Source organism: Agarivorans sp. QJM3NY_33, from assembly GCF_050870865.2.
Taxonomy (GTDB): Bacteria; Pseudomonadota; Gammaproteobacteria; order Enterobacterales; family Celerinatantimonadaceae; genus Agarivorans.
The window spans coordinates 3,747,257-3,768,049 of sequence record NZ_CP194039.2; the positions used below are offsets into that span (position 1 = coordinate 3,747,257).

Sequence of the window (20,793 nt, forward strand, 5' to 3'; positions counted from 1 at the left end):
TAAAGACATGTCTTATTTGTTTTTGGCGCTGATCGGATGGCCATAAAAAGGAACTTTCTTCCACCACAACTTCATCGCTTGCCAGTAAATACCGCCCACCACTTTTAAGGTGAGTAAAGGATATGATTGAATTACGCGACGAAGACTAGAAGAGTTCAATGGTTGCTTAAATAAACGAATACCAGCACTGAATTCTTTCTGTTGACGCCAGCAGTCAATGACCACTCTAAGTTGTGATTCCAGCAATTCTACTTGCCAGTGATAAACCATATCCATCGGGTTAAAGGGCGAAACATGAAAGGCCTTATCGTGTGCAGCCAGCTGATTTAAATCTAGCCAATACTGGTGTTTCTCTTTCCAAGGTGTATTGGTCACTTCGGCTAACATGTAATCAAAAGATGTCCCATCACCATACAAGTAGAAATTAACCGGACTAAAATACCAGCCCAAGCAACGCAGTTGCCCTAATAACACAACTTGTTTGGCTTGATAATCGCTCTGAAAATGCTGTTGGGCAGCGATCGCTTTGTCTAAAATACTGCCCGCCTGATGGCCTAAGTAATCACTCGCTCGCAACCGAAACCACGGTAGCCAACGACCAAATGCTTTAAGCTCTTGCTGCACCGCCTGTTCTTCTGCCAAATCAACCCATGCATAATAAAGACGATAAGAAAAACCATGTTTTTGCGGCACAAAGCGCTGATGAAAGGTATCCCCAAATGCGATCGCGGAGTGTTTTAGACTCATAGTTCAACCCCAAATTGCTGGCAAACTTCCACCGCAGAACGAACCCCATCTTCATGAAATCCATTGTGCCAATAAGCGCCGCAAAAATAGCTTCGGTGTTGACCATTGATCTTGCTACGCTGCTGTTGTGCCTTAAAACCATCGACCGAGAAGACCGGATGCATATAATTAAAGCGTTTCAGCACTTTGTCTTCGGCGATGGGCTGCAAGGGATTGAGGGTGACACAAAATTGCGGTGCATCTTTTAACCCCTGTAAACGGTTCATATCGTAGCTAACACAGGCTAAACGGTCGCCGCGTTGGTCACTCGGCGGCAACAAGTAATTCCAGCTTGCTCTCGCCCGATGAATGCTTGGCAATACCGTATCATCGGTATGCAAAATCACTTGGTTGGCCTGATACTTCAACTTAGAGAGGATTTGTCGTTCGTCTTCACTGGCAGCAGAATCCAAAATCGACATCGCTTGATCACTATGACAAGCAAAAATCACCGCATCCCCTTGCCATTGCGAACCGTCAGCGCAATCAATACTGACCCCTTTCGAGTCTCGGTGAATTGCAACCACATCACTGTTCAAGCGGATTTGCTGCTCTAATCCCGCGAGCAAAGGCGCAATATACTGTTTAGAGCCCCCAGGGATCACATACCACTGCGGACGATTACTCACATCTAATAAACCATGATTGACAAAAAAACGGGCAAAAAACTGCATTGGAAATTGGTGAATCCCGTTCAATGAAGAAGACCAAATGGCCGCGCCCATCGGCAGCAAATAGTTTTCTTGAAAGCGTTTGGAAAAGCCATGTTGCGTTAAAAATTGTCCTAGACTAACCGAGGTATCTAAATCCACAGCCTGTTTGGCAAGAGTATTAAAACGTAATATTTCACGAATAAATTGATAAAACCAAGGCCGCAACAAATTACGCCGCTGGGCGAATAAAGTATTTAAGTCGTGCCCGTTGTATTGCAAGTTCAACTCAGGGTTAACCACACTAAAGCTCATTTCGGTGGCTTGAGCCTGAATACCTAATTTCGTTAAAAGCTTATTAAATAAGGGGTAGGTACGATCGTTAAAAACGATGAAACCACTATCTACAGCATAACTTTGACCATTCACGGTTAGCTCATTGGTGGCAGTATGACCGCCGAGATAATCATTTTTTTCGAACAAAGTGACTTGATGTTGTTGCTTCAACAGATAGGCACAGGTCATCCCGGAAATACCAGCACCAATAATCGCTATTTTCATTTTATGGGGTTCCTTCCTTGCGAGCTAAGCGACAGCAAATTTTGTTCTGCCAAGTTAAGGGTAAAGCATGTAATAGCCGTAATAAGCAACTAAAAGCCGTAGGAAAATTAATCACTAAACGACCATTACTGAGCCCTTTAATAATAGCTTGACTAGCCTGTTCTACGCTAATTAAATAAGGCATAGAAAAATGATTTTTATCAGTTAAAGGCGTTTTAACAAAACCGGGTTGTATACAGTGCACGCTGACTTGCTTGGCGGCTAGGTCGGTGCGTAGGGCATGAGCGAGGTAGTGTATGGCAGCCTTGCTACTGCCATAAGCACCAGCCTGACTAAAAGGTAATAAATGCGCCAGGCTTCCCACCAAAGCCAACTGCGCCCCCGGCTTCAATTGGCTCCACAAGGCATCCAAACAATTGGCCATGCTTTGCACATTATTTTGCCAAACTCGCTCAAATAGGCTGGCGTCAAAACGCTGCGGATCGAGATATTCACAACTTCCAGCCCCCAACACCACAATATCCATCGCGGGCAGATCGAGTACCAGCTCACGCAGGGCTTGCAAGTCACCCAGTTCAACTTGCAACGGCTTCACACCCTGCTTAGCAATTGCTTGCAAGCGAGAGCTATCTCGGCCTAGTCCCCATACCTGATGCCCTTGGGTGCAAAAATCCAAGGCTAGCTGTCGACCAATCCCAGAACTGGCACCTGTAATTAAAATATTCATTGACCAAGTCCATTTTTTAGCTTCTTGGATACCCAACCAAGCACCGGTATATGGTCATGTAACATTGCACTCACATCATAATAATCTCGGTGGTAGTAGATTTTGTCGCGACATTTAAGATGACTGATACCGTCCAGTTTAATGGTTCGACCGTTGCCTAACTTGGGATGAGTAAATTGCATCTGCCATGTCAGAGTGAACTCTCCTTCAGTGACCAAACGAGAATCAAAAATAAAATGACATTGCTGAGTATTTTGTAGCAAATTCTCAAAGTAGTGACCTAAATCCGCCAAACCGAATAGATGATGCAGCGGATCAATAAACTCAATATCCGCAGTGTAGATGTCATCCAAATGCTTCATCTGGGCTAAACCTAACTGTAAGTAAAACGCTTCGAGTTGCTGTACTATGGCCTGAGTTGACATCAGTTTTTCCACCATTAAAAAATATAAGCATTTGTTTCCATTATCGTTAATCATAGTACGTGAAGAGTACGAATAAAGATCAGTCATCTTTTTATCGCTTTACTGCGTAGTAACAAAGACACTCTTTAGCGCAGGACTTTGCCTTGAACAGCCATCAGGTTTTACCACTCATCATTAACAGCGAACACTTCATGCCGGAACGCCAAGGTCGCTTAAGTGGTCAAGGAGGTGAATTTATCGCGAGCATTCGTGCAGCCGAAAAGGCTGGGGGGATGTGGTTAGCGTTTCAGGACAGTAACGGTCATTGTGCCATTAGCAAACACGATTTGGTAAGCCGAGGCGAGATCAAGCAGGTGGACTGGCTTAGTCGAAAACAAATTATCGTTGAATTCAATGTCACAGGCTGGGGGTTGATTAGTACTAACCATCCGGAATTTTCTAAGGAATGGTTCACCGATACTATCACTGCCCAGCAACTGATTCTTTGGCCAACGCCCGAGACTTATCCGCCACAGTCTCATTTGCAACAAGCCTTATTACAGGTAAAACGTCTCTACCCCGAGCTACACTCTTACTGTCCCAATCAAGCGCAAGACCTAAATGATGTCCGTCTGCTATGTTGGCGTTGGTTAGAGTTACTCCCTCTCTCGATTGATACCAAACAACGCCTACTCAAAGCTGCGACACCAGCCCTATGTATCCGCTATTTAAATTTTATTTTGCGACAAAACGATCGTTTTCTTCATTTACGACGTTAATCAGTTATTAATCCGACAACGAATTTGGCAATATGGAATTATCTAAACCCCAAACGACGATCGGCGGTAATCAAACAGCCATGGCTTCTAACAGTTTTAAGCCCCATGTAGATGATGAGATAGCCTTGTTACTTGACAACATTGCCAAGCAACAATGTCGTGCTAGTTATGAACGGTTGTTTCGAGAGGTTGCGCCTCGTTTATTAAACCTAGCAAGAAAGCAATTTGTTGAAGAATCCTTGGCACTAGAAATGGTGCAAGAAACCATGCTTAAACTTTGGCTAAAAGCCGGTTTGTATGATGCCTCCAAGGGACTCGCAATGACTTGGATATTTTCAGTCTCAAGAAACGTTAAATTTGACCTGATGCGCAAAGGCAAACATCAGCAAAGTTGGGTACAAGGCGATGATCTATGGCCGACTTTAGCGGAAGAACAGGACCACGACAAAGTTGCATCGGAGGATCATTCGTTGGTACGCGAAGAGTTACAACAGGTCCTCTCACAATTACCCAAAGAACAAGCCGATATTGTGAGGCGAGTTTACTTACACGGTGAATCCCAACAACAGGTTTCCGAAATGCTTAACCTACCTCTAGGAACGGTAAAAAGTCGCCTACGATTAGCGCTTCAAAAAATGAAGGAGACCTTGAATGACTAATGTTCAATTTCATCCCTCGGATAACAGCCTTGAGCTTTACGCAGCAGGTTTACTCGATCCGTCCATGAGCATTATGGTAAGTGCCCATTTGGAGTTTTGTGGTGCATGTCGCCAACGAGTTGCGCAGCTGGAAAACAGCTTAGCCAGCCAACTACAACAGGCTGAACCAGTGGCAATCAATCCTCAGCTGGATAGCATGATGCAAATGATTATGCAGCAAACTATACCGTCGCAACCCACGGAGCCTCAACAGCTTCAAGCCAAAATCAAACTCGATGATAAAAGCTTTGCACTGCCCCGTGTATTACAGGCCCATGCTAAAAAAATTGGCCCGTGGGCACGCCTGCCAGGTAAACTGCAGCGAGCCAGAGTTGATTCTGTCGGTGACAGTAAAATGAACTTTATTTATATGGATCAAAACAGTGCACTCCCTGAACATACCCATCAGGGACAAGAAGTCACACTGGTATTAGCAGGCCGCTTTATTGACAATGGCGGCAGCTATGGCCCGGGAGACTTTGTGATCCGAGATACTCAGCATACCCACACGCCAAGAACCGAAGCGGATCAAGACTGTCTGTGCTTAACTCTATTAGATGCTCCCTTACACTTTACCTCGGGTTTAGCATCTTTACTCAACCCCTTTAGTCAGTTGTTTTTCCGATAAAGTTGCTCACTAAAACCAATAAAAAAACCAGCGACGTCGCTGGTTTTTTTATGCAAATGAAATCGCTCAACTCGGCTTGAATCCAATCCGAAAAGCGCCCCAATGTTTTCCCTCAACCCAAATTGGTACCGATAAATCATGCATTACCTCACCTGTATCACGCTTGTAAGTTTGTAATAACATACTTTTGCAATGGGTCGCACTGCGGATCCCGATAGGATCATCAAACACTCGCTTGGTTCTATTATTCTTTATATCACGTTCGTAATCGCCCGTCAGGGCTTGAGAATAACAGCGATTATGAGTTGGAAAATACCCCCGCTTATCCACAGCACCGGCATACACGATATTGGGCAAGGCTTGCAAAATAGGATCTTGTACATCGGGGAAGTGTTGATCGGTATAGCTGTCAAACGCAGTGCTATACTTGGTTGGTTCGGTATTTTCGATGGGCTGGTAATCAGGCTCAAATAACTGCGACTCAGTAAATTTCTCTTCAACTAAGGCCTGCTCGAGCAAACCGCCACAAGCCATTGCCGCAGCCCGAGCATGATTTAAGATCCGTTGATCAAACATATCCCTTTGATCGGTATCAAGCGACATAAAAATAAGCTCACCAGTACCACTTTGCTGCCGCAACGATTGCTCTATCTGCATCTGCGCAAACGCCTCTACGGCTTTCTCTGTGCGACTCAATACTCGTTCGAAATGTGTAATACAGTCTTCTACGGTGTCCATTTTATCGATCATGTGTGCCATCAACTGGCGACTATTCGCCGTATCATCGCCAAAATTGGTTAATGCACCCGCAATATCTTCGCTGATCTGAGCAGTATGCTTAGCGAACAGCTTCAACTGATCGGCCATCGCCGCCCGCTCACCAGACTGCTCACCCGCTTTAAAAACAGTCTGCTGGGCATCATCGGCTAATTGCTCTGCCTGCTGCGCTAGCGCATTTGTCAACGCTACAAAATTTTGAACTTGAAAGGCCTTATTTTTAAGCCTTGTGAGATCACTGGCAACATGGCTAACAGCGGAGCGTAAATCTTGAATCGCCTGTATCCCACCTTGCACCGACTGCTTTCCACGACAGCAATCCGCTGCGGACTGTTTGCGACCACTCTGCATTACATCATTTTGCTTAGACGGGTTCGAACCACGTCCACCGGAGTGCTCAACGCTAAAGACAATACCCTTGTTGGCAATATTTACTTCAGAAACAAGAATCGCCCCACTGATTTGCGATGATTGAGCGATGGGGATTAGCAGCAAGCCATGCCACCCCAAAATCACTAGGAACACCATCAATATCAAGTACAAGCACTGAATATTGTCAGTCATTTTACACTGCAATAAAGTGATAACACTTAAGCTCACCAAAAATATGAGCCATCGACTATTTATCTTCATACCGCCAGCCTTCGTTAACCTCCAGTGATTATCGCCCTGCAGTTAATAAGCGCGGGTCACAAATGATAAACTAGATAGGTAGACTTTAGTTTGAACTAGTCATTTTTGATAGATTTTCGACAAGTAACAATAAAAAAAACACCACGAAACGTGATGCTTATCTTCAATTTACAAAGAAACGAATGCAACTTTAAAGCTCAACAGAGGCGCCCAAAAGTACTCGCTCAGTTAGAGCAATTGGCGCATCCGCTCCTGTACAACATCGACCAAAAGGTCGGGTTGAAATTTAGAAATAAATCGGTCACATCCCACCTTTTCTACCATGGCATCATTAAAGCTGCCACTTAATGAAGTGTTTAAAGCAATGAACAACTCGTTCATCCGTTTATCTCCACGGACTTCTGCAGTTAAACGATATCCGTCCATCTCCGGCATTTCTGCATCGGTGATCATCAACAATATTTCGTCGTAAACCGACTTGCCTTGATCGGCCCAGCCTTTCAACATATTCAAGGCTTGTAAACCATTTTCAGCTTCAATGATCTCCATGCCGAGTTGACTAAGGGTAGCCTTAACTTGGCCCCGCGCAGTTGATGAATCATCAACCACTAATACACGTTTACCGCTCAAATACTCTGTAACCTGAGAATCTAAGGCTTCTTCCGAGATAGTCACGTTATAACTAACAATTTCGGCTAATACCTTTTCAACATCGATAATTTCGACGATGCGATTGGTATCTTCATGCTCAATACGAGTGATCGCAGTAAGGTAATTGCTCCGGCCTACCGTAGAAGGTGGCGGTAGAATATCCTTCCATGAAGTGTTCACAATATGCATTACTTCGCCCACCATAAAGCCTTGCACGGTGCGGTTGTACTCGGTAATGATGAGATTACAATCTTCCTGAGTCTTAGACGGAGGCATCTTGATGGCCGCACGTAAATCAATCACCGGAATCGAATGACCACGACTACTAACCACGCCAGAAATATTGGAATGTGAGCCGGGTAGTTTGTTCATTCGAGGCAATTTCACGACCTCTTTCACTTTAAATACATTGATCGCAAACAACTGCATTGAGTTGAGTTTAAATATCAATAATTCTAAGCGATTTTCGCCCACCAACTGGGTGCGTTGATCCACAGAGGCTAAAACACCTGACATACTACCCAACCTATTCAATATATTTAGTCCATAGAGTATAGCGGTCTTAGGCTAAGCAATAAAATCTCTAGCACCAACGGTACCTTAATTTAGCGGCCTAGCACACATTTTTACCACTTGTCCCCTCGAAACAGCAACCACAAAAACGTAACATAGATTCACATTATAGCTGCAATTATTAGCAATTTAATTACAATAGCCGCTTTTAACCATTGCTTCGGGTTTACGCCCCGCTTGGCAACAAGGAAACTGCATGAGTCAAATCACAATTTGCGCCCTCTATAAATTTGTTCGTTTAGACAATTTTCGCGACTTACAAGCCCCCCTTCTACAAATAATGCTAGATAATCAGGTACGCGGTAGTTTATTACTTGCTGAAGAAGGCCTTAACGGCACCATTGCTGGTCAAGAGAGCGCTATAGCAGAAGTACTCGATTGGCTAACAGCAGATCCTCGTTTGGTCAATTTGTCGGAAAAACGCTCCTATAGTGAACAGCAACCCTTTAAACGCTCCCGAGTCAAACTGAAGAAAGAAATCGTAACCATGGGCATTGAAGGTATCGATCCCAATAAAGTTGTGGGCAGCTATGTTAAACCAAAAGATTGGAATACCTTAGTCAGTGACCCTGAAGTGCTACTGGTTGATACCCGTAATGACTATGAAGTGGAACTCGGTAGTTTTAAAAACGCACTAAATCCCAATACGGAGAGCTTTCGTGAATTTCCAGCTTATGTTGCTGAACACCTAGATCCAAAGCAGCATAAAAAAGTTGCGATGTTTTGTACTGGCGGGATCCGCTGCGAGAAATCAACCGCCTATTTAAAACAGCAAGGTTTTGAAGAAGTTTATCATCTAGAAGGGGGGATCCTAAAATATCTAGAAGAGGTCCCCGAGCAAGACTCTCTATGGCAAGGCGACTGCTTTGTGTTTGATGAAAGAGTGAGTGTCGATCACCAACTTCAACCAGGTGATTACCAGCTCTGTAAAGCCTGTAGAATGCCCGTTTCCGTTGCACAACAGCAAAGCCCACTATTTGTGCCCGGCCTCAGTTGCCCACATTGTCATGCTCAACAAAGCCAACAGCAAAAGCAACGCTTTATGGAACGTGAAAAACAAGTGAATTTGGCTAAGCAACGCGGCGAACAACATGTGGGTATGGAAGCTAGCAAACACAGCGAGCAACGGCGCAAACAAAAACTGCGCCTACGTCGAACTCAACGGGAAAAATCAGCTGAATAACCACTATTGCTCATCACTGCGACTTTGCCTTCAGGCGATTATTCACATCGCGACTCTTGCGGATCAGTGGATCGCCTGCGAGGCCTTGAGCTAATTTGGTCTGCCGATCGTAGAGCAGTACATTCACCGTTGCCGCTAAATTCAAACAAGCTTGGCTCGGGATATACACCACCGAATCTGCTTGATCCACCACAGTTTGACTCAGCGAACCATCTTCCGGACCAAAAATATAAAGAGCCTTTTCTGGGTGAGTAAACTCTGGCAAAGCAATGGCCCCTTCTACCAGCTCCACGCAAACAATTTGCATGTCTGGTGTTACCTGTGCCACCAATGAATCCACCCCCGAGAGTGGGATATTCAAACTCTGATTCTTCGTATCCGTATTGAACCGAGCTGCGCGAGCATAACGCTGCCCCGTATAAAAGACCGCATCCGCTTGAAAACAGCCTGCAGCGCGCATCACCGAGCCCACATTACTGGGACTTTTAGGGTTAACTAGGCCAATATGGACCAGAGTTTGAGACATAAATCGTACCGCACAAAATTAACTAAACCGACTTAACTAACAGCACTCAAGACTTAGTCAAGTATTAAGTCGTCAATTGTACCTGAAGACCGACAAAGACGCAGCGAAACAGTGACTACTTAGCGAGACGCAGCCCAAGGATCAAAAGGCTTGTCATCATCGACGCGGGGATTAACATCGCGCGATTTGTAGGGTGTATTTCCCTGAGCGCTTACTTTTGCCTTAGCGCTACGCTTGGACTTCGGCTTATTTTGCGGCTGTGCAGGAGCACTCATATCTATCACCACTGGCGCTCTTGGTTTTTGCTCTGAGGGGATGATTCGCTCCCGCGGCGGCAAAGCATATTGACGATCGTCGGGCCGCGGTAAATGTTTAAAACGATATAAATAGAAGGCCTCAACTTTCTCACGCGCCCACTTGGTTTTATGCAAAAACTTTAGGCATGAATCAAGATCAGGCTTGTTTCTAAAGCAATTCATATTCATCGCAAAGGCTAAGGTTTCCCAACCATAATGGGCGACAATTTCATCTAGAAGCACTTCTAACTTAAGGCCATGTAAGGGATTGTTGTGGTATGGATTGCTCATAGAAAGTCCTGGGCTCAATATAACGACTTGAAAACAATAAGCTCAAGTCAACTCAGCGCTAAGAGTAAGGCCAAAGCCAAAGAAGTCCAAACTATATTCTGCGCCGTACCCATCTTTGGTGGGTATCAGGCAAGCAATCCGCACTTTACGGCCAGCTTTTATACATCACTGTTATCTGCGCTTTGTTCTTCCCCATGTTGCATTCGTCAGCCATAAACCGCAATACAATCTGGCGATGCTTCGAGGCTTATAACACGCTTCGGTCAAGCCGATGACTAATTGTATGAACAACTTATTGGGCAGAAAAAATCTGCCGATAACCAGGCATGAAGTGCAGTAAGGAGTGGCTCCAATGACAAGATACATAACGCAGTTAGCACTGATTTAGTCCAGCATGAATGAACAATAATTAGTTAGATTGGTATTCCCTCATCAAGCGCAACCATAGCACTTAAATCCTAGCGATTCACACGCCTAAGCTGCCCCCACTAATCCCATATCCTGTAGAATTTGATGACCGGCGTAGATAGCTGCGTATGAACATAAAGTAATGCTGCGCAGTATGGATATTAAATTGCTAAAGCTTCAGCACATTGTAACCTGTTACCACACCACGCCATCAAATTACACTGCGGCAACCATGACCCCTTTGCCACCACAAATTGAACAATCACAAGGCGGACTACCAACCCAACGGCCTCGCAATTACATCTGGTGTTGTAGTTCACTTGAATATCGGCATTACCGACTGTATGACTCATGATCTAAGACCTTGCGACGACAGCTTCAGGGGATATAGTTCACCAGGCGATAACTCACAGCCTTTGAGCGAAGCAATCCATTAAGGCCATCACCGCTCTCGCCTCGCTCACACGACAAGGATTGTCTCGCTCATCGCGAAAATAAGCATTCACTTGCTCAATAAAGGGTTGTTGAATGTGCTCTGGGTTGTTAATCATAAACTCTTGGGTGCCTTGTGCGTTCTCTAAACGAATCACTTGCTCACCAAAAAAATTAACGCTGAGCTTACCATCACTACCAATCACTTCACAAACATCGCGAGTTTGTTGCGCTTGCACCGCAAAATGCCAACGCCCTTGTAGGATCAGTGAATTCTGCAGACACGCCCAACCATGTGTACAGTCATCAGCCGCTGAATGTTGCTGTTGATTAACACTAAGCCCTTGGGCTGAGGCGACTGGGCCAAACCACTGCAGAATTAAGTCTAATTGGTGGGGAGCAAGATCATAAAATAAGCCACCGCCAGAAATCTCAGGATTGACCCGCCAATTGTCTTCGCTACTAGAAATAATATCTGATGCCGCTGGCTGAAGTGTATCGATTTGAACCATTAAGGGCCGGCCAATAGCGCCATTCTTAAGCAACTCAGCCACTTTTAAAAAACAGGGTACATGGCGACGATAGTGTGCCACAACCACTTTAGTCGCAGCCGTTTTTTGAGCCTCGATAAGCTCATCGCACTGCTTCGCATTCAGTGTTACCGGCTTTTCAATATACACATGTTTACCTGCTTTTAGCGCAGCTAAAGCGTAATCTTTGTGTTGTGCTGGTGGTGTAGCAATATATACCGCGTCGATATCTGGATTGGCGAGCAGAGCCTCGGCATTGTCATACCAATGTGGCACTTGATGGCGCGAAGCAAAATCTTTGGCCTTTGTACCGTTACGCCGCATCACCGCAAGCAATTGCGAGTCTTTTGCTTTATAAAATGCAGGACCACTTTTGACTTCGCAAACATCACCGACACCAATAATGCCCCAACGGATTAGTTTTGATTGTTGCATCTGATTTACCTTTTATTTCAAGAATAATGAATACTAACGATAAAAGCCGAGCAATATTTAGGTTTAAATATACGAAGCAAACTACCGAGCATGCGCAGATTTGCTAGAATCATTACGCAGGTGTTACATCCGCCACATTCCTGAATAATTGCTATCTATCTACTCAAAGCTCGAATCAGTCGAGCATTCGAATGAGCAAATTGTGACAAAATATAAAACTATTTCAGGATCTTGCTCCCTCTGTTCAAAATAATAAACCGCAAAAAACAAGACTAAAGCGCGATTTACGGTTTACCTATCGGACACAACTTAAATATCCAAATGCAAGACGATAAAATCATTTACTCTTATTATCGCAACAGCGTAGGATCAAACACTCAAAATATCACTAAACCAGCCAGCTAAACTGGTTTCGGCTTTGATGCGAGGATCGACTTTGATACTCAACACCCTAGATAAAGTCATATTCACTGTGCTATTACTGGTCTTTTTTCAACTACCGATATTGAGCAATCACTACTTACAGTTTGTCAGTGGTTACTATAGCGCGGCTAAAATTCAGGTCGAAGGTTACCAACGCAATGCGACGGCTTATCACTATGCCGACGTCGATGCCATGATCGAAGATTTTAAGCATAACTCTAATCCCGCCGTTAGAGCCGATGCTGAACAAAAACAACAAACGCTTCACCAATTCGCTGACTTAGCCCAAGCCCTTGAGGTTCTCCAACATGGTAACTTACTAGAAAAAACCATCTATATTTTTGCGCCAGCACGTTGGCCAAGATTGAACGAGGTTTTAAAAAACTTTAAACCGGGCATCCCCCTTGAACCGATGGTTGTGGGCTACAGTGTATTAGTGGCACTGATAATTGGCGGCTTGTTTATGTGGCCAATCCGCCGCTTGAGTAAAGCCCGTTAGCAATCGTAAACAACCGCCATTACCAGCAGCGTGATACAGCCATCAAACTTGCGCCAGCGCTATATGCTCAAGCACCTTGGGCTAAACCCGCCTCGCCCAACGCTGATTCAATGCCAAGGCTCCGAGGATAATCGCCGCCCCAATGCTTAAACGCAAAATATCGGCATCACGATTCCAAATCAGCAAGTTGACCGCAATACCCGCTGGAATAAGCAAGTTATTCGCCACAGCTAAGGCGCCAACATTAACCATGGTTGCGCCCTTGTTCCAAGCAAAATAGCCAAGCCCTGAGGCGATGACCCCAAGATAAACCAATACCCCCCACTGCAAGTTTGTGCTGGGTAGGTTTTGGGTATTACCTAGCAGTGCAAAAGCCATACTGGCCACCAGTAAAGCGCCGATAAAAAACCAGGCAAATACCGTTTGCTGGGCCAACTTTACCGGTAAGCGAGCCATCAAACGTTTATAGGCAACTTGCCCACTGGCAAAACACAAATTAGCCCCTTGGACCAATAAAAAGCCAGTAATGAAGCCCTGATCGATGCCTTGATAACGGATAGCCACCGCCCCCATAGTTGCGAGCAGTGCAGTTAACATGAAACGCTGATTAAAACGTCGCTCGAAGGCATCATTGACGAGAGTCACATAGATCGGTGTCATCACCGTAAATAACAACACTTCTGGCACCGACAAATATAAGAAGGACTGATAATAAAAACCATACATACAACCAAGCTGCACCGCTCCTATCGCCATCAACTTCAAGGCGGTACTGGCAGCTAACTCTCTAAATTTTAAAAAAGGTAAGAACACCAAGGTCGCAAGGGCAATTCGCATCAACACTGAAAACCACGCATCTACTTGGCCAGCAAGATAAACACCAATCAAGCTAAAAGAAAAAGCCCACAACAAGGTAATCGCAATTAAATACGCCATAGTCACTCTAATTTGATATAGGCCAGATAGGCCATTGAACGAATGTTTTAATTTTACTTAAATTACAAGATGTTAATCTTTAATTTAAGCGCGGCAGCTTAGCACTTTCGGCAAATACCTCGCAAGCATCCACAGACAATTTATCTTAAGTTAGGATGCCAAGCACGGTTGTCCACGACTTGATGCAAACAACCAATGTATACTCCCTTACCACTCGATGCCCGCTCCCAAAGACGGTTACGAAATGATTTAGTTACGCGTCGGCTGTTACTTCTTGTTAGAATCTGGTCTTGATTTTAGACAGGTGAAAGCAATGTTTTTTAGTCCCACTGAGGCCTTTTCCGCTTATTTGAATATGGCGCAACGATTACCCGCCATTGTTCCCGTCCCCTCAAGCCAAACCATCCAACAAATCACCGATTTGGTCGATGATATAGATGTTTTTTTATTTGATGCCTACGGCGTGTTAAACGTTGGAGGAACAGCCATTGCGGGGGCTGCAGCCCAAATCGCTAAGCTACGAGCCGCCGGAAAACTGGTGTATGTGGTGACCAATGCGGCGACTCAAAGTAAACCCCAACTACTTCAAAAATTCATTCGTCTCGGCTTCGACTTTAGCGACCAAGAAATCATCAATAGTCGTGAAGTATTACTGCAGCATATGCCGCAGCCAGCAGACAGCCCACTAGGGATTATCACTTTATCCGAGTTTCGCTTAGATTTAGCCCGCCCCTGCTACTACCCAGAAGATGAAGCTTTTTGGCAAGCCGACGAGTTTCTATTTTTAAGTGGCCAAGCCTGGAATGCTCAGCGTCAGGCACGCTTTATTGAAGCCTTGAATGACCGACCACGTCCAGTCTGGGTTGGAAACTCAGACTTAATTGCCCCCTTAGAAAATGGAGTTTCCCAAGAACCCGGCAGTTATACATTAACCCTACCCGCACATTTATTTGAACAGGTACGCTGCTTTGGCAAACCCTTCGCGCCAATTTTCGACACCGTTTTAGCAAAAATTAAACCGCGTCTGGCAAACATCAACCGGCAGCGTATTGCAATGATTGGCGATACACTGCATACCGATATCTTAGGTGGGAACGCCATGGGATTTAAAAGCGTATTGGTGACCCAGCATGGTTTTCTACGCGATTTAGATGTTGATGCGCATATTCAGCGCAGTAATATTCACCCGCACTTTCAACTCAAAAGTATCTAAATACGCGAGACACAGTGCGGTAAATGAGGTCAAAAAGATCCATGACCGTGTTGCTTATACCAAGCAATTCACCACTAATAAAGGCTTCCACATAAAGCGGAAGCCTTTATTCAATCAATCGAACAGCAAACTATAAATTTAAGCAATCGTCGTAGGTTTTTAACTTACCTACAAAACCATTTTCACCTTCAAGATTCACCAATACAGCAAAGCCATACTGAAGAACATCTTGTTCACAAATATTCTTAAGAATATTCTTAGTGTTTGCAGCCGCTGCTTGAGGAGTCCACTCCCAGCGTCGATTGATTAAATTAGCATTGTAAACCAATACATCACCAGAAAGGTAACAGTTCACTTTGACTACATTATCTTTGTATACCAAAGATGAACAATGCTCAGATAAAGTTTCACGTATAGTTTCTTTTTGTGGAGTATTGAGCTCAGAATGATAACTGTCTGCGACCTCTTCAACACTCGGTCTTGTCATCGCACAACCACTTAAGGCCAGCGCCAATAAAACACCACTAATAATTCCTTTCACACATCATCCTTAGATATCAATAGAGACTCAATTTTAAGCAAAAATTAACTATAAAATCAATAAAATTGCTTAACTCTGTTTATTTCGATAGCAACGTGTGCTGGTGCTCCGCCGAAAACACCGCTTTAATACCAACCTGATTCATTATATGAACAACTAATTGCGCAGAATAAATCTGTCGATAACGAGGCATGAAGCGCAGTAAGGGGTGGCTCTCATGGCCAGATACATCACCTAGTTAGCGATGATTTAGCGGAGCTAAGAATGAACAGATAATGAGTTAGATTGGTATAATATCGATATAAAAAAGCCAAGCAAAGTGCTTGGCCTTTTAACTCATAGCAGGTTTAAACCACTAGCCTTTATCTGCCTGCATGGCACGGCGAATACAAAATATCGCGCCGCCCCAAGTACAACCCAAACCGATGATCATCATCACAATGGCACTTAATTCCATCTTAGTTTTCCTCCGCTGTAAGTTCAGCTGTCGGTAATTTACGTATAATAATTGCGAGCACCGCCATAATTGCCACGAGGCCCCAACCAAAACTCATTAAGTCAAATTGGCTATAACCACCGTAACCTTCTGATAATAGCGACACAAAGTTGGTTGCTAAGATAATCAGCAAAATTGCAGGGCTAATAAAACGTAAGCACCAAATAAACCAGTCACCAACTCTCAATTCAGAGCGTCGATTGGCATATTCTTGAAGCTCAGGCAAGCCTTTGAGCATCCAACCAACAATCAGCAATTCCAATAAACAGCTACCTAAGATCCCTACATTATTCATGAAGTAATCCACCACATCTAACAGCAACAAACCACCGTTACAGGTAAAGGCCAAGGATACGATTAAAGCCACACCACACACCAAAGTGGCCGCTTTACGACGGTCGCAACCAAACTTATCAATCACAGCTGAAGTGACTGCTTCGATAATGGAGATCATCGAGCTTAAGCCTGCAACGGTGAGCGCGAAGAAAAACAGAGGCCCCAAAATATAAGGCGCAGGTAGCAGGTTAATTGCTGTAGGGATCGTCACAAAAGCTAAACCGACTCCCGCTTTCACCACTTCGGTAATGGCAACCCCTTGCTGATTAGCCATGTAACCTAGAATGCCAAAAATCATGATGCCAGCCATGATAGAAAAACCACAGTTAATCAACACCGTCATAAAGGCATTGTTACTAATATCGGAATCTTTTGGCAAATAACTGGAATAAGCCAGCATAATTGAAAAACCAACACTCAAGGTAAAGAAGATCTGCCCATAGGCCGCCGACCAAACGGAAACATCAAGAATTTTGCTAAAGTCCGGCTTAAATAGGTAATTTAGGCCTTCCAGTGCGCCAGGCAAAAACACCATACGAATAATGAGACCCAAAACCATGACAAATAATAGCGGCATCATGATTTTACTTGCTCTTTCAATGCCTCCTTTTACCCCAGTAAACACTGCAGAGTAAGTGATCAGCCATGCCAAGATCACAGGTACAACAATATGTAGCTGTATGCCGCCTAAGCGGCTTGGGCTATTATCGCCAAGCTTTAAGTACTCGGTGAAGAAGAAGGTATTGGGATCTGCCCCCCAACTTTGTGAGAAAGAAAAACCAAGGTAGGAAATAGCCCAGCCGATCACCGCTACGTAATACACCGCAATCACAAAGGCTACTAAGACTTGAAACCAACCCAGCCACTCTAGTCGTCGACCCAATTTGGCAAATACCCGAGGGGCGGCGCCACGCATTTTATGACCAAGGCTAAATTCCATGATCATAAATGGGATCCCCGCAGACAACATGGCAAACAGATAGGGAATAAAAAATGCCCCCCCTCCATTTTCGTATGCCATATAGGGAAAACGCCAAATGTTACCTAAACCAATAGCGGAGCCAACTGCCGCCATGATAAAGCCTGCCCGAGAGCCCCATTGTTCTCGTTTCATATTTGTTACCTCAAACTGCTTAAGCGGAAAGTCAAAGAGAATGGTTTAAAATGCACTTTGACTTCCATATATGAATAATGTTGTGCTACTGGAGAAAATTATATTTATAAGTATCTACCGCCAGAAGCCGGCGATTCTATAAAATAATCATCTGTGAAAACAGAGAAAACTCACAATCTATTGAGTTAATGACGATGACGCGCATCTTCAGCCCACTGGACTCAAATCATCGAAATAATCGCCTTGGTTTACCAGTCCGCCATCGAAGTGAACCTCGATAGGCCGGTGGCTACGCCAACCTCTGACAGCAGTAATAAAAAAAACAGCGCTTGACGGCGCTGTTCTCACTTGCAAGTAAATAAACCTAGCGTTGGTCTTCTGCGACCTGAGCATATGGTTCTTCCGCTGCCATACAACAGGCGGCGGTAAACAAAACATCGGTAGAGCTATTTAATGCAGTCTCAGCCGAATCTTGTAATACACCAATAATAAAACCGACAGCAACCACTTGCATCGCGATATCATTCGAGACTCCAAATAGACTACAAGCCAGCGGGATCAATAACAATGAACCACCAGCTACACCCGAAGCACCACATGCAGATACCGCAGCAACCACACTCAACAATAATGCGGTCGCAAAATCGACGTGAATCCCCAAGGTATGTACTGCTGCAAGTGATAGCACCGTGATGGTAATTGCGGCACCTGCCATATTAATGGTTGCGCCTAGCGGAATAGAGACTGAATATGTGTCTTCATCCAGATTAAGCCGCTCAGCAAGATCCATATTCACCGGAATGTTGGCCGCTGAACTACGGGTAAAGAAAGCAGTCACACCACTTTCACGAAGACACTTAAAGACAAGAGGGTAGGGATTGCGACGAATTTTGTAGAAAACCAACAATGGATTCATCACCAAAGCAATCAACAGCATAGAACCTATCAACACTAATAACAGTTGACTGTAGCCCCATAGCGCCGAAAAACCAGTTTGCGCGATAGTATTTGCCACCAGGCCAAAGATCCCAAGTGGCGCTAGGCGGATCACAAAACGCACGATGCTAGATACGCCATCCGCAACATCATTAAACAAAGCTTTAGTCGTTGCAGAAGCACTATGTAGCGCCACGCCTAAGCCAATTGCCCATGCCAAAATACCAATGTAGTTACCATTCATAATGGCACTCACTGGGTTATCCACAATTTTAAACAATAAGGTATGTAATACTTCACCGATCCCCTGTGGTGGATTGGCCACGGTATCGGTACTCACCAAAACCAGTTCGGTGGGGAAAACAAAGCTCATGACAACTGCAGTCAGCGAGGCGGCAAAGGTGCCAAATAAATACAAATAAATAATTGGTTTTAGTTGAGTATCTTGACCTCGTTTATGGCTCGCAACAGACGCCGCCACCAATACAAAGACTAACACTGGTGCAACCGCTTTTAGTGCACCAACAAATAGGCTACCGAATAAACCTAAAGAGATGGCAAACTCTGGCGCGACAACGGCCAAGATACTACCGGCGATAATACCGATCAGGATTTGTAGCACGAGGCTACCTTTAGTTATAAAGCTAAATATGTTGTTGTTTGAATGTTGATTCATGCTTCTTATTATCCTTGATGGAAGCTATATTGTTGGTTAAGGCGCAACCATATAGTATGAAGCACTAATTTTAAACAAAAGATCGATATTAAATTGACACATCACAAAAACTTTTTTTAGCCAAGCGATGCCGAGTCATAAACGACCGATCCTCGTCACAAATAATTAAGCAAACTCCCCTTTATCACGCTTAAGTAACAAGCAAGCACCCAAGCCTTTTTTACCGAAGAAAATGACACATAAAACGCTGTTAACCGTCCTCTTTGGCTTGGTTTGGCTTGAGTTTGAGTTTGAGTTTGAGTTTGAGTTTGAGTTTGAGTTTGAGTTTGAGTTTGAGTTTGAGTTTGAGTTTGAGTTTGAGTTTGAGGATATGCTGCAGCCGAAGCCAAGATGGATCCCGATGCCGGCATCTGCATATGATCGCGCGGACTAAAACCAAGCACCATCATTCAGACACAATGAAACAACATCACGGCGCACGATAACGGTAGTTAGCTTGATATAGAAGAGAGAGGACAAAACATAGACTTCACAGATCTGAATACTCACGCTGCGAAGCCATCGATGCAGGGGTTCACCAATGGCGTTCACAACTGCTTTAATTTAGTTAGACACTAAAGCTAAATTCACCAATGGACGGTTCTTGCTTAAGCAGCTCAACTTCTTCGGATAAGTAGAATCCGGAATTTAACTCTCGCAGCGCATCTTCAGAAAAATCAGCTGGGGTATACTCATTTGCAGGCTTAGTCTCATCTAGAAGACCTAAGCGCTGGTAAGCCGCTGCCACTAACTCACTGCAAAATAATGAAGACAAGTCTTGGCTATTTTCACCCCATGGCCCATCCCAACCAGCACGAGTCAATTGCCAGAAGTCTTGCTCATAACGGCGCCCCTTTAGCTGTTCCAGTAATTGCATCAAATTGTCTAACGCGGCTTGATTAAGTTCTTCGCCCATCAATTGGCGTACCGCAACATCACCTTGATTCTGTGCAACCCGCTCTTCCAGGGCAACCACCTGCACGCCCTTACTCGCGCGCTGAGCATAAAGGCAAAACCCATCTCGACTCGGTACTGCCTCCCACAAGGTTACAAAATCATAATTTGCTAACTGCAATACCATGCCGACATGTGACCAAGGACTAAAAGTCCCCACACGAATGAGACTACTGCCAAGCCCCTTACTCGAAAAAAAGACTAAATCGCCAGTTTTAAGCTGATTCAATAACTGTTGCTGCATCATCCATTAACGCTATATATGATCAATTACATTTTACCCATTCAAACAAAACCTACCATTATGCGAATTTATTGTAAATATTCACTGAAAATGCCATTTATAACAATTGATGCTAACAAATGTTCCCCCGATGAAATTTTGTCAAACCTATATCAACTATATACACATCTGTATTTGTGACTAAAAATGCATATTTTTTACCCTTAAATATCTTGCCCCCCATTCAAAGCAACCAGAAACTATGAAGTAAAATAATTATATATCTATAAAATACCGTTTAAAATCAATTAACTAATTTTAAAATCATCATAAAAGCAGACTTTGTATATTTTTACTATAAAGACCCCAATAATCCCTAGTTAAACCAACAATAAACGACCTCTAAATAGAATTACTTTTCTAAATTGGACGATAAACC

22 protein-coding genes are annotated in these 20,793 nt (G+C 44.1%); 7 read left to right on the forward strand and 15 right to left on the reverse strand.

All coding sequences use genetic code 11. The annotated features are described in order from the left end of the window. Positions 1-12 precede the first annotated feature (12 nt). From ACRRSY_RS16930 to ACRRSY_RS16945, 4 genes are read right to left on the reverse strand one after another with little or no spacing between them, the layout of a single operon-like run. A complete protein-coding gene (locus tag ACRRSY_RS16930; RefSeq protein ID WP_432452086.1) occupies positions 13-747 on the reverse strand; it encodes a DUF1365 domain-containing protein in 735 nt (244 codons plus the stop codon). After that, the gene (locus ACRRSY_RS16935) at positions 744-1,997 is read right to left on the reverse strand and encodes an NAD(P)/FAD-dependent oxidoreductase (protein WP_432452085.1); all 1,254 of its coding nucleotides are present in this window, start codon (positions 1,995-1,997) and stop codon (positions 744-746) included. Before ACRRSY_RS16935 ends, ACRRSY_RS16930 begins: the two co-directional genes overlap by 4 nt. Before the next feature lies 1 nt (position 1,998). Next, on the reverse strand, positions 1,999-2,724 hold the full coding sequence (locus ACRRSY_RS16940; protein ID WP_432463687.1) for an SDR family NAD(P)-dependent oxidoreductase: 726 nt from the start codon (positions 2,722-2,724) through the stop codon (positions 1,999-2,001). Next, positions 2,721-3,149, reverse strand: coding sequence for a nuclear transport factor 2 family protein (locus tag ACRRSY_RS16945; protein ID WP_432463689.1), 429 nt, complete (start codon positions 3,147-3,149; stop codon positions 2,721-2,723). The genes ACRRSY_RS16940 and ACRRSY_RS16945 overlap by 4 nt, the downstream gene beginning before the upstream one ends. Positions 3,150-3,292: 143 nt before the next feature. On the opposite strand from ACRRSY_RS16945, the gene ACRRSY_RS16950 reads away from it, so the two are divergent. The 3 genes from ACRRSY_RS16950 to ACRRSY_RS16960 are packed head-to-tail and all read left to right on the forward strand — an operon-like array spanning position 3,293 to position 5,233. After that, positions 3,293-3,907: a hypothetical protein gene (locus tag ACRRSY_RS16950; protein WP_432463690.1), complete on the forward strand. Its 615-nt coding sequence runs from the start codon at positions 3,293-3,295 to the stop codon at positions 3,905-3,907. A 32-nt stretch (positions 3,908-3,939) separates the two neighbouring features. Beyond that, the gene (locus ACRRSY_RS16955; RefSeq protein WP_432452081.1) at positions 3,940-4,566 is read left to right on the forward strand and encodes a sigma-70 family RNA polymerase sigma factor; all 627 of its coding nucleotides are present in this window, start codon (positions 3,940-3,942) and stop codon (positions 4,564-4,566) included. Continuing rightward, positions 4,559-5,233: a ChrR family anti-sigma-E factor gene (locus ACRRSY_RS16960; RefSeq protein ID WP_432452080.1), complete on the forward strand. Its 675-nt coding sequence runs from the start codon at positions 4,559-4,561 to the stop codon at positions 5,231-5,233. The genes ACRRSY_RS16955 and ACRRSY_RS16960 overlap by 8 nt, the downstream gene beginning before the upstream one ends. A 66-nt stretch (positions 5,234-5,299) precedes the next feature. On the opposite strand, the gene ACRRSY_RS16965 is transcribed toward ACRRSY_RS16960, so the two are convergent. Together ACRRSY_RS16965 and ACRRSY_RS16970 are read right to left on the reverse strand one after the other, a co-directional pair. Continuing rightward, a complete protein-coding gene (locus ACRRSY_RS16965; RefSeq protein WP_432452079.1) occupies positions 5,300-6,574 on the reverse strand; it encodes a hypothetical protein in 1,275 nt (424 codons plus the stop codon). A gap of 297 nt (positions 6,575-6,871) precedes the next feature. Next, entirely contained in the window at positions 6,872-7,810 is a 939-nt protein-coding gene (locus ACRRSY_RS16970) for a chemotaxis protein CheV (RefSeq protein ID WP_432459924.1), read from the reverse strand. A 253-nt stretch (positions 7,811-8,063) separates the two neighbouring features. Between ACRRSY_RS16970 and trhO the strand changes: the two genes are divergently transcribed. Next, on the forward strand, positions 8,064-9,050 hold the full coding sequence (gene trhO / locus ACRRSY_RS16975) for an oxygen-dependent tRNA uridine(34) hydroxylase TrhO (protein WP_432452077.1): 987 nt from the start codon (positions 8,064-8,066) through the stop codon (positions 9,048-9,050). Between the two features lie 13 nt (positions 9,051-9,063). Here the strand turns inward: trhO and ACRRSY_RS16980 are convergent, their stop codons facing one another. The 3 genes from ACRRSY_RS16980 to ACRRSY_RS16990 all read right to left on the reverse strand — a co-directional run bounded on the left by ACRRSY_RS16980 (position 9,064) and on the right by ACRRSY_RS16990 (position 11,968). Then, on the reverse strand, positions 9,064-9,576 hold the full coding sequence (locus ACRRSY_RS16980) for an RNA methyltransferase (RefSeq protein WP_432452076.1): 513 nt from the start codon (positions 9,574-9,576) through the stop codon (positions 9,064-9,066). A 119-nt stretch (positions 9,577-9,695) separates the two neighbouring features. After that, positions 9,696-10,163 carry a VF530 family DNA-binding protein gene (locus ACRRSY_RS16985; RefSeq protein WP_432459926.1) on the reverse strand — a complete coding sequence of 156 codons (468 nt, stop codon included), beginning with the start codon at positions 10,161-10,163 and terminating at the stop codon, positions 9,696-9,698. A gap of 815 nt (positions 10,164-10,978) precedes the next feature. Continuing rightward, entirely contained in the window at positions 10,979-11,968 is a 990-nt protein-coding gene (locus ACRRSY_RS16990) for a Gfo/Idh/MocA family protein (RefSeq protein WP_432463692.1), read from the reverse strand. 436 nt (positions 11,969-12,404) lie between these two features. Between ACRRSY_RS16990 and ACRRSY_RS16995 the strand changes: the two genes are divergently transcribed. Further along, positions 12,405-12,890: a DUF2937 family protein gene (locus ACRRSY_RS16995; RefSeq protein WP_432459928.1), complete on the forward strand. Its 486-nt coding sequence runs from the start codon at positions 12,405-12,407 to the stop codon at positions 12,888-12,890. 81 nt (positions 12,891-12,971) lie between these two features. On the opposite strand, the gene ACRRSY_RS17000 is transcribed toward ACRRSY_RS16995, so the two are convergent. Continuing rightward, entirely contained in the window at positions 12,972-13,826 is an 855-nt protein-coding gene (locus ACRRSY_RS17000) for a carboxylate/amino acid/amine transporter (RefSeq protein ID WP_432459929.1), read from the reverse strand. A 313-nt stretch (positions 13,827-14,139) separates the two neighbouring features. On the opposite strand from ACRRSY_RS17000, the gene ACRRSY_RS17005 reads away from it, so the two are divergent. Continuing rightward, positions 14,140-15,039, forward strand: coding sequence for an HAD-IIA family hydrolase (locus ACRRSY_RS17005; protein WP_432463693.1), 900 nt, complete (start codon positions 14,140-14,142; stop codon positions 15,037-15,039). Positions 15,040-15,169: 130 nt separating this feature from the next. Here ACRRSY_RS17005 and ACRRSY_RS17010 read toward each other — a convergent pair whose 3' ends face one another. From ACRRSY_RS17010 to sstT, 4 genes are all read right to left on the reverse strand, one after another. Continuing rightward, the gene (locus tag ACRRSY_RS17010; protein ID WP_432459931.1) at positions 15,170-15,580 is read right to left on the reverse strand and encodes a hypothetical protein; all 411 of its coding nucleotides are present in this window, start codon (positions 15,578-15,580) and stop codon (positions 15,170-15,172) included. Between the two features lie 355 nt (positions 15,581-15,935). Continuing rightward, positions 15,936-16,037, reverse strand: a complete 102-nt coding sequence (locus tag ACRRSY_RS17015) for a MetS family NSS transporter small subunit (protein ID WP_432452069.1) — start codon at positions 16,035-16,037, stop codon at positions 15,936-15,938. A 1-nt stretch (position 16,038) separates the two neighbouring features. Beyond that, positions 16,039-17,526, reverse strand: coding sequence for a sodium-dependent transporter (locus ACRRSY_RS17020; RefSeq protein ID WP_432459932.1), 1,488 nt, complete (start codon positions 17,524-17,526; stop codon positions 16,039-16,041). Between the two features lie 364 nt (positions 17,527-17,890). Beyond that, positions 17,891-19,138: a serine/threonine transporter SstT gene (sstT, locus tag ACRRSY_RS17025; RefSeq protein WP_432452067.1), complete on the reverse strand. Its 1,248-nt coding sequence runs from the start codon at positions 19,136-19,138 to the stop codon at positions 17,891-17,893. 232 nt (positions 19,139-19,370) lie between these two features. On the opposite strand from sstT, the gene ACRRSY_RS17030 reads away from it, so the two are divergent. After that, positions 19,371-19,571 (forward strand): hypothetical protein, encoded by a 201-nt coding sequence (locus ACRRSY_RS17030; RefSeq protein ID WP_432463695.1) that lies wholly within the window; start codon positions 19,371-19,373, stop codon positions 19,569-19,571. A 174-nt stretch (positions 19,572-19,745) separates the two neighbouring features. Here ACRRSY_RS17030 and ACRRSY_RS17035 read toward each other — a convergent pair whose 3' ends face one another. Beyond that, positions 19,746-20,378, reverse strand: coding sequence for a YiiX/YebB-like N1pC/P60 family cysteine hydrolase (locus tag ACRRSY_RS17035; protein ID WP_432463696.1), 633 nt, complete (start codon positions 20,376-20,378; stop codon positions 19,746-19,748). Positions 20,379-20,793 lie beyond the last annotated feature (415 nt).